This is a genomic window from Pseudomonas brassicacearum, from assembly GCF_918698105.1.
Taxonomy (GTDB): Bacteria; Pseudomonadota; Gammaproteobacteria; order Pseudomonadales; family Pseudomonadaceae; genus Aquipseudomonas; species Aquipseudomonas brassicacearum_F.
This window is the reverse complement of sequence record NZ_CAKKMI010000063.1, coordinates 21613-35089: the sequence shown is the minus strand read 5'-3', so window position 1 is coordinate 35089 and position 13477 is coordinate 21613. Positions and strand designations below refer to the sequence as shown.

Annotated in this window: 13 protein-coding genes; 7 read left to right on the top strand and 6 right to left on the bottom strand. The window is 61.6% G+C overall.

The features are described 5' to 3' along the window. Positions 1 to 80: 80 nt before the first annotated feature. The 6 genes from LQ215_RS21840 to LQ215_RS21815 form a co-directional block, all read right to left on the bottom strand. The gene (locus LQ215_RS21840) at positions 81 to 716 is read right to left on the bottom strand and encodes a lysoplasmalogenase (protein WP_230152535.1); all 636 of its coding nucleotides are present in this window, start codon (positions 714 to 716) and stop codon (positions 81 to 83) included. Positions 717 to 718: 2 nt separating this feature from the next. After that, on the bottom strand, positions 719 to 1111 hold the full coding sequence (locus tag LQ215_RS21835) for a protease inhibitor I42 family protein (RefSeq protein WP_230152534.1): 393 nt from the start codon (positions 1109 to 1111) through the stop codon (positions 719 to 721). Positions 1112 to 1309: 198 nt separating this feature from the next. Further along, positions 1310 to 3724 (bottom strand): endopeptidase La, encoded by a 2415-nt coding sequence (gene lon / locus LQ215_RS21830; protein WP_230152533.1) that lies wholly within the window; start codon positions 3722 to 3724, stop codon positions 1310 to 1312. 218 nt (positions 3725 to 3942) lie between these two features. Next, a complete protein-coding gene (locus LQ215_RS21825; RefSeq protein ID WP_230152532.1) occupies positions 3943 to 5256 on the bottom strand; it encodes an MFS transporter in 1314 nt (437 codons plus the stop codon). 318 nt (positions 5257 to 5574) lie between these two features. Further along, positions 5575 to 6816, bottom strand: coding sequence for an HlyC/CorC family transporter (locus LQ215_RS21820; protein ID WP_230152531.1), 1242 nt, complete (start codon positions 6814 to 6816; stop codon positions 5575 to 5577). Between the two features lie 12 nt (positions 6817 to 6828). Then, positions 6829 to 7641 (bottom strand): cytochrome C assembly family protein, encoded by an 813-nt coding sequence (locus LQ215_RS21815; protein WP_230152530.1) that lies wholly within the window; start codon positions 7639 to 7641, stop codon positions 6829 to 6831. Positions 7642 to 7847: 206 nt separating this feature from the next. Here LQ215_RS21815 and ffh point away from each other — a divergent pair, with 206 nt between their 5' ends. The 7 genes from ffh (at position 7848) to LQ215_RS21780 (ending at position 13470) form a co-directional block, all read left to right on the top strand. After that, the gene (gene ffh, locus LQ215_RS21810; protein ID WP_003198085.1) at positions 7848 to 9224 is read left to right on the top strand and encodes a signal recognition particle protein; all 1377 of its coding nucleotides are present in this window, start codon (positions 7848 to 7850) and stop codon (positions 9222 to 9224) included. A gap of 251 nt (positions 9225 to 9475) precedes the next feature. Next, entirely contained in the window at positions 9476 to 9727 is a 252-nt protein-coding gene (gene rpsP, locus LQ215_RS21805; RefSeq protein ID WP_003198088.1) for a 30S ribosomal protein S16, read from the top strand. Between the two features lie 5 nt (positions 9728 to 9732). Next, positions 9733 to 10269, top strand: a complete 537-nt coding sequence (gene rimM, locus LQ215_RS21800; protein ID WP_003198090.1) for a ribosome maturation factor RimM — start codon at positions 9733 to 9735, stop codon at positions 10267 to 10269. Further along, the gene (gene trmD, locus LQ215_RS21795) at positions 10251 to 11024 is read left to right on the top strand and encodes a tRNA (guanosine(37)-N1)-methyltransferase TrmD (protein ID WP_170845966.1); all 774 of its coding nucleotides are present in this window, start codon (positions 10251 to 10253) and stop codon (positions 11022 to 11024) included. The genes rimM and trmD overlap by 19 nt, the downstream gene beginning before the upstream one ends. Positions 11025 to 11069: 45 nt before the next feature. After that, a complete protein-coding gene (gene rplS / locus LQ215_RS21790; protein WP_003175895.1) occupies positions 11070 to 11420 on the top strand; it encodes a 50S ribosomal protein L19 in 351 nt (116 codons plus the stop codon). 133 nt (positions 11421 to 11553) lie between these two features. Then, entirely contained in the window at positions 11554 to 12450 is an 897-nt protein-coding gene (gene xerD / locus LQ215_RS21785) for a site-specific tyrosine recombinase XerD (RefSeq protein WP_003198093.1), read from the top strand. Positions 12451 to 12738: 288 nt separating this feature from the next. Beyond that, positions 12739 to 13470, top strand: a complete 732-nt coding sequence (locus tag LQ215_RS21780) for a DsbC family protein (protein WP_063322825.1) — start codon at positions 12739 to 12741, stop codon at positions 13468 to 13470. Positions 13471 to 13477: the final 7 nt, after the last annotated feature.

Genomic DNA, 13477 nt, shown 5'->3' with positions numbered 1-13477 from the left:
ATAGCGGACAGTCAGTTGATGCAGATGCTGACTGACCCACCGCTATCGCGAGCAAGCTCGCTCCCACATTTAATCTCTGTCTAGTGATGTCTTTGGGTGAACGCCGACGCGGTAATGCCCCATTGGCCCAGCCAGTAACTGACGATGATCAGGTAAGACGCGGCATGGAAGGGCTGCACGAACCGGTTGATGCCGATCAGGCTGTCGGAAAACACAAAGGCCAGCGCCCCGGCGGCGGCCAGCCAGGCGGAGCGCTTGGGCACTGTGCTGCCCAGTCTTGCCAAGGCTCGCCAGAGCATGGCGCTGATGACCAGGCCATAGACGACCACCGGCACCAGCAACGGCCCGAGACCGCTCGACACCAGAATCCCCAACAGCACCGCGCCGATGCCCAAGGCGAGGGCCAATGGCAGTAGCGCAGGACGGCGGCAGTCGCTGAGGTAGGCTTTCAGGTAGGCCAGGTGCGCCAGCAGAAACGCGCCGAGGCCAAACACGAACAGATCCCCCGGCCAGGCCAGCAACACATCGCCCACCAGCGAAAAAATCAGCCCGAGGCTGATCCAGCGCCGATAATCACTGGGCGGCGCATCGTGCAGCCAGCCGAGCAGGGCCAGGACCGGCATGGGCTTGACCAGCAGGCACAAGAGTGTGGCATGCACGGTCAGGCCGTACAGGTAGGTGGCTGCGCCCATCAGGGCCAGGATCAGCCAGCCCATGGTCACTTCACCGAAATGGCGCAGTCAAAGGTTTCCACGGGCGGCACTTCGGGGGCCCAGGGCTGTTGATAAGTCAGGCGCAAGCGCCCGGTGCCGGCGCTGAACGCCTGGAAGCGCCAGGTCGAGACGCCGGCGGCGCCAACGATGCCGGCGTCTTCCGGGTTGCGATAAACCTCCGGTCCCAGGCCTTTCAACACGCCACCGGCCGAATCCTGGATCGCCCAGCGATAACCGGTGGTGGGGTTGCTGGGCAAGCTCAGGATCAGGTTCTGCCCGTTATTGAGCCGCACCGGGCACTGGCTCAGTTTTTCCACGGTCACGTTGTTGCTGGTTTGTGTGGCGCAGGCGCTCAGCAGGGCGAGGCTGAGGGGGACGAGCAGGCGGGTGAGGGACATAAGGGCAACGGCTCCGGCATTCACGACGAACGGCGAGCATAACCGAAGATGCTACTGGGTGTGTCAGGTGAGCATGTGTTGTCTGTCAGGGCCCCATCGCGAGCAAGCTCGCTCCCACAAAGGAATCTTGTGAACGCCGCAAGTCCCTGTGGGAGCGAGCTTGCTCGCGATGGGGCCGGTACAGCCGCTACAGGACTATCAGAACAACACCTTAGCCACATCCGCAAACCGCTTGGCAAAGTGCACCGTGACGCCCTCCTTGAGGTAGTCCGGCAGTTCTTCGAAGTTGCCCCGGTTGGCTTCCGGCAGGATCAGCTCGTTGATTTTCTGCCGCCGCGCCGCGATGACCTTCTCGCGCACCCCACCGATCGGCAATACGTGCCCGGTGAGGGTCAGTTCGCCGGTCATCGCCACGCCTTTTTTCGGCGGCTGGTTGCGGGCCAGGGACAGCAAAGCGCTGGCCATGGTCACCCCGGCGCTCGGGCCGTCCTTGGGCGTGGCGCCTTCGGGTACGTGCAGGTGAACGAAGGCCTCGTCAAAGAACTTCGGATCGCCGCCAAACTGCTTCAGGTGCGAACTGACGTAGCTGTGGGCGATTTCCGCCGATTCCTTCATCACGTCCCCCAGTTGCCCCGTCAGCTTGAAGCCGCGATTGAGGGTGTGGATGCGCGTCGCCTCGATCGGCAAGGTCGCGCCGCCCATGCTGGTCCAGGCCAGGCCGGTGATCACGCCGATGCCGGACAACACCTGCTCGTTGCGGAACACCGGTTTGCCCAGGGAGGCCTCGAGGTCCTTCGGCCCGAGCTTGATCACGGCCTTGGGGTCGTCGATCAGCTTCATCACCGCCTTGCGCACCAGTTTGCCCAGCTGTTTCTCCAGCTGTCGCACCCCGGCTTCACGGGCATAACCGTCGATCAGGGCCTTGAGGGCGCTATCGTTGATACTCAGGCTGCCCTTGGACACGCCAGCCTTGGCCAGTTGCTTGGGCCACAGGTGGCGCTTGGCGATGGCGACTTTTTCTTCGGTGATGTAGCCCGACAGGCGGATCACTTCCATCCGGTCCAGCAATGGCCCAGGGATCGAGTCCAGGGTGTTGGCGGTGCAGATGAAGAGCACTTTCGACAGGTCCAGGCGCAGGTCCAGGTAGTGGTCGAGGAATTCGACGTTCTGCTCCGGGTCGAGGGTCTCCAGCAAGGCCGAGGCCGGGTCGCCCTGGTAGCTCTGGCCCATCTTGTCGATCTCATCGAGCATGATCACCGGGTTCATCACTTCGACATCTTTCAGCGCTTGCACCAGCTTGCCCGGCTGGGCGCCGATGTAGGTGCGCCGATGGCCCTTGATCTCGGCTTCGTCGCGCATGCCGCCGAGGCTGAAGCGGTAGAACGGCCGCCCCAGGGACTCGGCGATGGATTTGCCGACGCTGGTCTTGCCCACGCCCGGCGGGCCGACCAGCAGCACGATGGAACCGCTGATCTCGCCTTTGTAGGCGCCGACGGCGAGGAATTCCAGGATGCGATCCTTGATGTCGTCCAGGCCGGCGTGGTGCTGGTCGAGCACCTTGCGTGCGTGCTTGAGGTCAAGCTTGTCCTGGCCATACACGCCCCACGGCACCGAGGTCGCCCAATCCAGGTAATTGCGGGTGACGGCGTATTCCGGCGAGCCGGTTTCCAGGATCGAGAGTTTGTTCATTTCCTCTTCGATGCGCTTCTGCGCCTGGGCCGGCAGCACCTTGCCTTCGAGCCGCTGCTCGAACTGTTCGATATCGGCGCTGCGGTCGTCCTTGGTCAGCCCCAGCTCCTGCTGGATGACCTTGAGCTGCTCCTTGAGAAAGAACTCGCGCTGATGTTCGCCGATCTTGTTGTTGACCTCGGCGGAAATCTCTTTCTGCAGCCGCGCCACTTCGACTTCCTTGCGCAGCATCGGCAGGACTTTTTCCATGCGCTTGAGCATGGGCACGCAGTCGAGCACTTCTTGCAGTTCATTACCGGTGGCGGAGGTGAGCGCGGCGGCAAAATCGGTCAGTGGCGAAGGATCGTTGGGACTGAAGCGGTTGAGGTAGTTCTTCAGCTCTTCGCTGTACAGCGGGTTGAGCGGCAGCAGTTCCTTGATCGCGTTGATCAGCGCCATGCCGTAGGCCTTGACCTCGTCGGTCGGCTCGCTCGGCTGGTGCGGGTATTCGACTTCCACCAGGTACGGTGGGCGATGGTGCTTGAGCCAGGTACGGATACGCACGCGGGTCAGGCCCTGGGCGACGAATTGCAGCTTGCCGCCTTCCCGGCTGGCGTGGTGCACCTTCACCAGCGTGCCGTACAGCGGCAGTTTCGAGGTGTCGAAATGACGCGGGTCTTCCTGGGGCGAGTCCATGAAGAACAGCGCCAGGGAGTGATGGTCGGACTTGGCCACCAGCTCCAGGGTCTCGGCCCAAGGCTCTTCATTGACGATGACCGGCAACACCTGGGCCGGGAAGAACGGACGATTGTGGATCGGGATGATGTAGACCTTGTCCGGCAAATTCTGGCCAGGCAGGGCCAGGCCGGTGCCGGAGGAGGTGTGTTCGATGTGTTCGGAGTCGGCGTAATCGTTGGTGGCTTCGGTAGAGTGCTGGTCGCTCATGGGGCACCTGCGCAATGGAGTATGGGTCTTAGATGGGGCAGGTGGGGGGTGGTTTCAATGGCGGGTGATTGTTAACGGCTATTTCATTGGCCGGTTTTGCCCCTGTAGGAGCTGCCGAGCGAAGCGAGGCTGCGATCTTTCCCCTGACGCTTGAGTCTCAAGCGAAAGATCAAAAGATCAAAGGATCGCAGCCTGCGGCAGCTCCTGCGGGAGGCGCGTCAGGCGACCCGGTTCAAGTCGTTATGACGCGTCTCTTTCAAGCACAACACGGCGATCACGCTGAGCAGCGCGGCCGCTGAAACGTAGCCCCCGACATAACTCAAACCACCCATCGCCACCAGTTTCTGGGCGAAGAATGGCGCGGCCGAGGCGCCGACGATGCCGCCCAGGTTGTAGGCCGCCGAGGCGCCGGTGTAGCGCACGTGGGTCGGAAACAGCTCCGGCAGCAAGGCGCCCATGGGGGCGAAGGTCACGCCCATCAGGAACAGCTCGATGCACAGGAACAGCGCCACGCCGCCGGTCGAGCCGTGGGTCAGCAAGGGTTCCATGAGGAAACCCGAGGCAATCGCCAACACGCCGCCGACGATCAGCACCGGTTTGCGGCCGTAGCGGTCGCTGGCCCAGGCCGACAGGGGCGTAGCGGCGGCCATGAACAGCACGGCAAAGCACAGCAGGCCCAGGAAGGTCTCGCGGCTGTAGCCAAGGGTGGACACGCCGTAGCTCAGGGAAAACACCGTCGAGATATAGAACAGTGCGTAACACACCACCATCGCCGCCGCACCCAGCAAGGTTGGCGCCCAGTACTGGCTGAACAGTTCGACCAACGGCACCTTCACCCGCTCCTGGCGGGCCATGGCATTGGCGAACACCGGGGTTTCATGGAGCTTGAGCCGTACGTAGAGGCCGACGATCACCAGCACGGCACTGAGCAGGAACGGAATCCGCCAGCCCCAGGCGCGGAATTGCTCATCGTCCAGGCTCATGGCCAGGGTCAGGAACAGCCCGTTGGCCGCCAGGAAGCCGATGGAGGGTCCCAGTTGGGGGAACATGCCGAACCAGGCGCGTTTGCCCTTGGGCGCGTTCTCGGTGGCAAGCAGCGCCGCGCCACCCCATTCGCCGCCCAACCCCAGGCCCTGGCCGAAACGCAGCACGCACAGCAAGATCGGCGCCCAGGCGCCAATGCTGGCGTAGCCGGGCAGCACGCCGATGAGGGTGGTGCACACGCCCATCAGCAGCAGGGACGCCACCAGCGTCGACTTGCGCCCGATCCGGTCGCCGAAATGGCCGAACAGCGCAGAGCCCAGCGGGCGGGCAAGGAAGGCGATGCCGAACGTCAGGAAGGACGACAACATCTGTGCCGTGCCTGAGGTTTGCGGGAAGAACACCGGCCCGATCACCAGGGCCGCAGCCGTGGCGTAGACGTAGAAATCGTAGAACTCGATGGCGGTGCCGATGAAACTCGCGGTGGCCACGCGGGTGGTCGAGTTTGTCGGTTGGGCAGGCACAGCCTCGTTGCAGGTAGCGGTCGTCATGCGGTTATCCCTGACAGTCATGTGCTCCATTGGAGCGAATTATTATGGTCGAACACCCAGGGATATGGGCGGGTATCCTTTCGCTGTTTCGGGTAGGAACAGTCGCAGGACCGAGGCTGATTTTGCCGATGAACCGGCTAGGTGCGGGTAAGCAGGGGGTTCGGCCGGGGCTGGGTAAGCGGATTGAGTATAGGAAGGGGGCTAACGATTCAACAAGTGAACCCGTGCACAATATTGAAGCGGGCGCTGAGCTTTTTGTGGCGAGGGAGCAAGCTCCCTCGCCACAGGGGCGACCCCGTATCCGGTCCAAGCGGGAAGTCAGGAAACGGCGGGCACCGAACTGTTATGCCACGCCAGCACCTGGCTGACACGGTTGTCCACGGTCTCGATGATTTCCAGCCGATAACGGCCGATCTTCAGGCACACCGGGCTTTCGGGGATGGTTTCCAGGGCTTCGGTCACCAGCCCGTTGAGGGTCTTGGGGCCGTCGCAAGGCAGATGCCAACCCAGGGTCCTGTTCAATTCGCGGATCGACGCCGCGCCATCGATCATCAGGCGTCCATCGGGCTGGGGATGGACGTGGGGGTTGTCGAGGCTGTGCTCGCTTTCGAATTCGCCGACGATTTCTTCGAGGATGTCTTCCAGGGTGACGATGCCCAGCACTTCGCCGTATTCGTCCACCACCATGCCCAGGCGCCGCTGCTGCTTGTGGAAATTCAGCAGTTGCAGTTGCAGTGGCGTGCTTTCGGGCACGAAGTAGGGCTCGTGGGAGGCGGCCAGCAGCGCTTCCTGGGTCAGGCTCGCATCCGCGAGCAAGTGACGGATCTGGCGCGTGTTGAGCACCGCTTCGACCTGGTTGATGTCGCTGTGGAACACCGGCAGGCGGGTGCGACGGTTCAGACGCAGTTGTTCGATGATGTCGCCGATGGGGTCGTCGAGGTTGATCCCGTCGACCTCGCTGCGGGGCACGAGGATATCGTTGACGGTGATGTTGTCCAGGGCGTGGATGCCGGAAACCGGGTGCAGTCGACCGCTGCTGTGCTCAGGTTCGTGCTCGCTGCGCGGTGGCGCGGGCATTTCATCGTCGCTCTGTTGCACCATGCTGGCCTTGCGCGCGAATGGACGCAGCAAGAACTGGCTCGTGCCATTCAACAGCCAGGCAAGCGGATAGAGGATCTTCAACGGTATGCCAAGCAAGGCGTTGCCCAGCGCCAGCACCGCTTCGGGCTGGCGGGTGGCCAAGGTGCGCGGCAGGTAGTCGGCGAACACCAGCAGGGCGGCGCTGGTGCCGAGCCAAGCTACCCAAGGGCCGTTTTCCAGCCAGGTAAAAATCGCCAGCAAGGTGCCGATCACCACGGCCAGGGTGCGACAGAGGGTATTGCACAGGATCAGGCTGGCCAGCGGGAATGTCAGCGTTGCCAGTGGTTTGTCACTGGCGCGCGAGGCCGTGCGCTGGGCCAGCAGGTGCTGCTGGGCGGCTTCGATGGCGGTGAACAGGGCCGACCAGAGGATCAGCACCACCAGCACGGCAAACAGCGGCGCCACGGGCAAGGTATCCATCAGGGCCGTCCGTCAGACATGCAGGATGTATTCGCGAACCAGCTTGCTGCCGAAGTACGCGAGCATCAGCAGGCAGAAACCGGCCAGGGTCCAGCGAATCGCTTTGTGGCCGCGCCAGCCGAGGCGGTTGCGGCCCCACAGCAGCACGCTGAAGACGATCCACGCCAGGCAGGCCAGCAGGGTCTTGTGCACCAGGTGCTGGGCAAACAGGTTCTCGACGAACAGCCAGCCGGAGATCAGCGACAGCGACAGCAGGCCCCAGCCGGCCCAGAGGAAGCCGAACAGCAGGCTCTCCATGGTTTGCAGCGGCGGGAAGTTGCGGATCAGCCCGGACGGGTGCTTGTGCTTGAGCTGGTGGTCTTGCACCAGCAGCAGCAACGCCTGGAACACCGCGATGGTGAACAGGCCATAGGCGAGGATCGACAGCAGGATGTGGGCAAGGATACCCGGCTCTTCGTCGATGATCTGCACCGTGCCCGACGGCGCGAACTGCGCCAGCAGCACCGTGGCCAGCCCCAGCGGGAACAGCAGCACCAGCAGGTTTTCCACCGGGATGCGCGAGCAGGCCAGCAGCGTCAGGGCGATCACGGCGACGGCGATCAGGCTGGCGGCGTTGAAAAAGTCCAGGCCCAGGCCGATCGGCGTCATCAGGTGGGTATAAAGGCTGGCCGCGTGGCCGAGCACCGCCAGCACGCCAAGCGTGACCAGCAGGCGTTTGTTCGCCTTGGCGCCGGTGGCCAGGCGGGTGCCTTGATAGAGGGTCGCAGCGGCATAAAGGCAAGCGGCGGCGAGGGTGGCAAGCAAGCTGGGTGACAAGGGGAGCATAAATCCTGTTAGGCAAGCCCGAAAGGCGCTGAGTTTGGCATAGAACCCCCTCCGCACGAAAGACCACAGCAACTGACAGTAAGGTGTACGTTGCCCGCTTCTTCGCTATAATCCGCGACCTGCCCACGCCGCAGGCTCGCCGAGCACATTTTTCACGGTCTGGGCCGCCATTATCCCGGTCTCATCTGGGCCTGAAAGGATCGCGCATGTTTGAAAACCTAACCGACCGTCTCTCGCAGACGCTGCGCCATGTCACCGGCAAGGCGAAACTGACCGAGGACAACATCAAAGACACCCTGCGCGAAGTGCGCATGGCGTTGCTCGAAGCCGACGTCGCCCTGCCGGTGGTCAAGGATTTCGTCAATTCGGTCAAGGAACGTGCCGTCGGCACCGAGGTGTCGCGCAGCCTGACGCCGGGCCAGGCGTTCGTGAAGATCGTCCAGGCCGAACTCGAAAGCCTGATGGGCGCCGCCAACGAAGACCTGAACCTGAGCGCCGTACCGCCAGCGGTGGTGCTGATGGCTGGCCTGCAAGGCGCGGGCAAGACCACGACGGCCGGCAAGCTGGCGCGCTTCCTTAAAGAGCGCAAGAAGAAGTCGGTAATGGTCGTGTCGGCGGACATCTACCGTCCGGCGGCGATCAAGCAGCTGGAAACCCTGGCCAACGACATCGGCGTGACGTTCTTCCCGTCCGACCTGAGCCAGAAACCGGTGGACATCGCCCAGGCGGCTATTAAAGAAGCAAAACTGAAATTCATCGACGTGGTCATCGTCGATACCGCCGGTCGCCTGCACATCGATGAAGAGATGATGGGCGAGATCAAGGCGCTGCATGCCGCGATCAACCCGGTGGAAACCCTGTTCGTGGTCGATGCCATGACCGGCCAGGACGCGGCCAACACCGCCAAGGCGTTCGGTGATGCACTGCCGCTGACCGGCGTGATCCTGACCAAGGTCGACGGTGACGCCCGTGGCGGTGCCGCGCTGTCGGTACGCGCCATCACTGGCAAGCCGATCAAGTTCATCGGTATGGGCGAGAAGAGCGAAGCGCTCGAGCCGTTCCACCCCGAGCGTATCGCTTCGCGCATCCTTGGCATGGGCGACGTGCTCAGCCTGATCGAGCAGGCCGAACAGACCCTCGACAAGGACAAGGCCGACAAACTGGCCAAGAAGCTGAAGAAGGGCAAGGGCTTCGACCTCGAAGACTTCCGCGACCAGCTGCAACAAATGAAGAACATGGGCGGCCTGGGCGGCCTCATGGACAAACTGCCGAACATCGGTGGCGTGAACCTGGCGCAGATGGGCAATGCCCAGGGCGCGGCTGAGAAGCAGTTCAAGCAGATGGAAGCCATCATCAACTCCATGACCCCGGCCGAGCGCCGCGACCCTGAGCTGATCAGCGGTTCGCGCAAACGCCGTATCGCCATGGGTTCCGGCACCCAGGTGCAGGACATTGGTCGCTTGATCAAGCAGCACAAGCAGATGCAGAAGATGATGAAGAAATTCTCCGCCAAGGGCGGGATGGCCAAGATGATGCGCGGCATGGGCGGTATGTTGCCCGGCGGCGGCATGCCGAAAATGTAAAGAATCTGCGCCGGCTGTCATGTCGGCGTTGCCCCGCACGGATGCGGGGATCTCCAGCAAACCCGCGCTACGCGGGAGCTGACTTGCCGTTTTTCATGACGGCTCTATGGCAAATCTTGATCGCATGGCGCCAGGCGCCGGAAAAAGACATTTGCAAAAGTCCGGATATTCCTTAGAATATGCGGCCTTTCGGGCACCTATGCCCGCTGTGCATTTAGATTTGCAGCACCGACTACAGGAACGATGTTCACATGCTAACAATCCGTCTTGCCCTTGGCGGCTCCAAAAAGCGCCCGTTTTACCACCTGACCGTAACCGACAGCCGCAACCCGCGTGACGGTTCCCACAAGGAGCAGGTTGGTTTCTTCAACCCTGTTGCCCGTGGTCAGGAAGTTCGTCTGTCCGTGAACCAAGAGCGCGTAGCCTACTGGCTGAGCGTTGGTGCACAACCTTCTGAGCGCGTTGCTCAGTTGTTGAAGGAATCGGCTAAGGCTGCGGCCTGAGCAATATGAACGCGACGCCAAAAGATGCTGATGATTTGATCGTTGTCGGCAAGATCTATTCTGTACATGGCGTTCGCGGCGAAGTGAAGGTGTATTCCTTTACTGATCCGATCAAGAACCTGTTGGACTACAAAACCTGGACGCTCAAGCGCGAAGGTAGCGTGAAACAGGTGGAGCTGGTCAGCGGACGCGGGAACGACAAGTTCCTGGTCGCAAAGCTCAAGGATCTCGATGATCGTGAAGAAGCACGTCTTCTGGCCGGTTATGAGATCTGCGTGCCGCGCAACCTGTTCCCTGAACTGACCGACGGCGAGTACTACTGGTACCAGCTGGTGGGTCTGAAGGTCATCGACCACCTCGGGCAATTGCTCGGGAAAATCGATCACCTGCTCGAGACCGGTTCGAACGATGTCATGGTGGTCAAGCCTTGCGTCGGCAGCCTGGATGATCGCGAACGCCTGTTGCCCTATACCGAGCAATGCGTGTTGGCCGTCGACCTTGCCGCAGGCGAGATGAAGGTGGAATGGGATGCGGATTTCTAAACGTGGCTAATTTGCGCGTTGAAGTCATCACATTGTTTCCCGAGATGTTTTCCGCCATCAGCGAGTACGGCATAACCAGCCGCGCGGTGAAACAGGAGCTGTTGCAGCTCACCTGTTGGAATCCGCGGGACTACACCACGGATCGGCATCACACTGTGGACGATCGCCCGTTTGGCGGTGGTCCGGGCATGGTGATGAAGATCAAGCCCCTGGAAGATGCGCTGGTTCAGGCCAGGACGGCAGCCGGGGAGGGTGCGAAGGTGATCTACCTGTCGCCCCAAGGCCGCCAGCTGACTCAGTCGGCGGTACGCGAGCTGGCGAATTCGGATGCATTGATCCTGATTGCCGGCCGTTATGAAGGCATTGACGAGCGTTTCATTGAAGCTCATGTCGATGAAGAGTGGTCGATTGGCGACTATGTACTGTCTGGCGGCGAGCTGCCGGCGATGGTCCTGATCGATGCGGTTACACGACTGCTGCCTGGAGCTTTAGGGCATGCAGATTCCGCTGAGGAAGATTCCTTTACGGATGGTCTGCTGGATTGCCCGCACTACACCCGACCGGAGGTGTATGCGGATCAGCGTGTTCCCGACGTGTTGCTAAGTGGCAACCACGCGCACATCCGGCGTTGGCGTTTGCAGCAGTCCCTTGGTCGGACCTATGAACGACGCGCCGATCTTCTGGAAAGCCGCTCGCTTTCTGGAGAAGAGAAGAAGCTGCTCGAGGAATACATCCGCGAGCGGGACGATAGTTAACAACGTATCGATGGTGAGTCCGACGACTCGCCTTAGGAGCACAGCATGACTAACAAAATCATCCTTGCACTCGAAGCAGAGCAGATGACCAAAGAAATCCCTACCTTTGCCCCGGGCGACACCATTGTCGTTCAGGTGAAAGTGAAGGAAGGCGACCGTTCCCGTCTGCAAGCGTTCGAAGGCGTTGTTATCGCCAAGCGTAACCGTGGCGTGAACAGTGCATTCACCGTTCGTAAAATCTCCAACGGTGTCGGCGTAGAGCGTACTTTCCAGACCTACAGCCCGCAAATCGACAGCATGGCTGTCAAGCGTCGCGGTGACGTGCGTAAAGCCAAGCTGTACTACCTGCGTGACCTGTCGGGTAAAGCAGCTCGCATCAAGGAAAAACTGGCTTAAGTCCAGCTTCCGATGCAAAAAAAAGCAGCCTGCGGGCTGCTTTTTTGTTGCCTGCGATTTGCGCTTTGAGCACCCTGCATAGCTTCATTTGCCATTTCGATGCCGCGTGTGCCCGCATCCCTCAAGAGTCCTTATGCCAGCCATCGATCATCCGCTGATAGACCAGTTTCTCGACGCCCTGTGGCTGGAGAAAGGCCTGTCCGATAACACCCGCGATGCCTACCGCAGCGACCTGGCGTTGTTCAACGGCTGGCTGCAGGAAAACCACCTGGAACTGATCAATGCCGGCCGGGAGCTGATCCTCGATCACTTGGCGTGGCGCCTGGAGCAGAATTACAAACCGCGCTCGACCGCGCGGTTTCTCTCCGGTTTGCGTGGGTTTTATCGCTATTTGCTGCGGGAAAAGCTGATTGCGGTGGACCCTACCTTGCGCGTGGAAATGCCGCAACTGGGGCGTCCGCTGCCCAAGTCCCTCTCGGAAGCCGATGTGGAAGCGCTGCTGGCGGCACCCGATCTCAGCGAAGCCATCGGTCAGCGCGACCGGGCGATGTTGGAGGTGTTGTACGCCTGCGGCCTGCGGGTCACCGAGTTGATCAGCTTGACGCTGGAGCAGGTCAACCTGCGCCAGGGCGTGTTGCGGGTGATGGGCAAAGGCAGCAAGGAGCGCCTGGTGCCGATGGGTGAGGAGGCGATCGTCTGGGTCGAGCGTTATATGCGCGACGCCCGTCATGAACTGCTGGGCGGGCGCCCCAGCGACGTGCTGTTTCCCAGCCTGCGGGGCGAGCAGATGACCCGCCAGACCTTTTGGCACCGGATCAAGCACCAGGCCAAGGTGGCCGGGATCAACAAATCCCTCTCGCCCCATACCTTGCGCCATGCCTTCGCCACGCACCTGCTCAACCACGGCGCCGACTTGCGGGTGGTGCAGATGCTGCTCGGCCACAGCGACTTGTCCACCACCCAGATCTACACCCACGTCGCCCGGGCGCGGTTGCAGGACTTGCATGCCAAGCACCATCCGCGCGGCTGAAACCTGCCGCGATGTTGTCAGTGCTGCCGCCATCGCGAGCAAGCTCGCTCCCACAGGGATTGGGTGGTGGATGCGCAATTGCTGTCTGGCACCGGCCAAAGTGTGGGAGTGAGCTTGCTCGCGATGGCGGTGTGTCAGCCAGCATCGGTCTTCAAAGCGTCTTGCGTCAGCGGCATTCGGTCACGCGGGCCTTATGTGGTAGGCTTTGCCGGTTTGCACAGTGGGCGGTTGGAACCCGAATCTGCGGGTCGGCGTTTCCCGTCTCATTTGTTCGCCTCAGGAGTCCCCATGCGTTTGATCCAGATGTTTACCGCCGCCGCCATCGCGCTGGCCAGTACCTTTGCCATCGCCGACGACGCGGCCGACAAGGCTATCCGCAAGAGCCTGGAAAACCTTCAGCTCGAAGTGCCGATCGAAACCATTTCGGCCAGTCCCATGGCCGGTCTGTATGAGGTCAAGCTCAAGGGCAGCCGCGTGCTTTACGCCAGCGCCGACGGCCAGTACATCGTCCAGGGCAACCTGTTCGAGCTCAAGGACGGCAAGCCGGTCAATCTCACCGAGATGACCGAGCGCCAGGGCATTTCCAAGTTGATCAACGGCATTCCAGTCGCTGAAACCGTGGTTTATCCGGCGATTGGCGAAACCAAGTCCCACATTACCGTGTTCACCGACACCACCTGCCCGTATTGCCACAAGCTGCACGCCGAAGTGCCGGAGCTGAACAAGCGTGGCATCGAAGTGCGCTATGTGGCGTTCCCGCGCCAGGGCCTGGGCTCGCCGGGCGACGAGCAGTTGCAGGCGGTCTGGTGCTCCAAGGACAAGAAAGCGGCCATGGACAAGATGGTCGATGGCAAGGAAATCAAGGCCGCCAAGTGCGAGAACCCGGTCTCCAAGCAGTTCGCCCTTGGCCAGTCCATTGGTGTGAACGGCACGCCGGCCATCGTTTTGGCTGACGGCCAGGTGATTCCGGGCTATCAGCCGGCGCCACAAGTCGCCAAACTGGCCCTGGGCGCGAAATGATCATGGG

Coding starts and splice junctions, on each gene's coding strand:
- LQ215_RS21815 (WP_230152530.1), bottom strand. CDS start 7,641: ATGCTCCCCTTGTCACCCAGCTTGCTTGCCACCCTCGCCGCCGCTTGC.
- trmD (WP_170845966.1), top strand. CDS start 10,251: ATGGGATGCGGATTTCTAAACGTGGCTAATTTGCGCGTTGAAGTCATC.
- lon (WP_230152533.1), bottom strand. CDS start 3,724: ATGAGCGACCAGCACTCTACCGAAGCCACCAACGATTACGCCGACTCC.
- LQ215_RS21780 (WP_063322825.1), top strand. CDS start 12,739: ATGCGTTTGATCCAGATGTTTACCGCCGCCGCCATCGCGCTGGCCAGT.
- LQ215_RS21840 (WP_230152535.1), bottom strand. CDS start 716: ATGGGCTGGCTGATCCTGGCCCTGATGGGCGCAGCCACCTACCTGTAC.
- rpsP (WP_003198088.1), top strand. CDS start 9,476: ATGCTAACAATCCGTCTTGCCCTTGGCGGCTCCAAAAAGCGCCCGTTT.
- LQ215_RS21835 (WP_230152534.1), bottom strand. CDS start 1,111: ATGTCCCTCACCCGCCTGCTCGTCCCCCTCAGCCTCGCCCTGCTGAGC.
- LQ215_RS21820 (WP_230152531.1), bottom strand. CDS start 6,816: ATGGATACCTTGCCCGTGGCGCCGCTGTTTGCCGTGCTGGTGGTGCTG.
- rplS (WP_003175895.1), top strand. CDS start 11,070: ATGACTAACAAAATCATCCTTGCACTCGAAGCAGAGCAGATGACCAAA.
- ffh (WP_003198085.1), top strand. CDS start 7,848: ATGTTTGAAAACCTAACCGACCGTCTCTCGCAGACGCTGCGCCATGTC.
- rimM (WP_003198090.1), top strand. CDS start 9,733: ATGAACGCGACGCCAAAAGATGCTGATGATTTGATCGTTGTCGGCAAG.
- LQ215_RS21825 (WP_230152532.1), bottom strand. CDS start 5,256: ATGACGACCGCTACCTGCAACGAGGCTGTGCCTGCCCAACCGACAAAC.
- xerD (WP_003198093.1), top strand. CDS start 11,554: ATGCCAGCCATCGATCATCCGCTGATAGACCAGTTTCTCGACGCCCTG.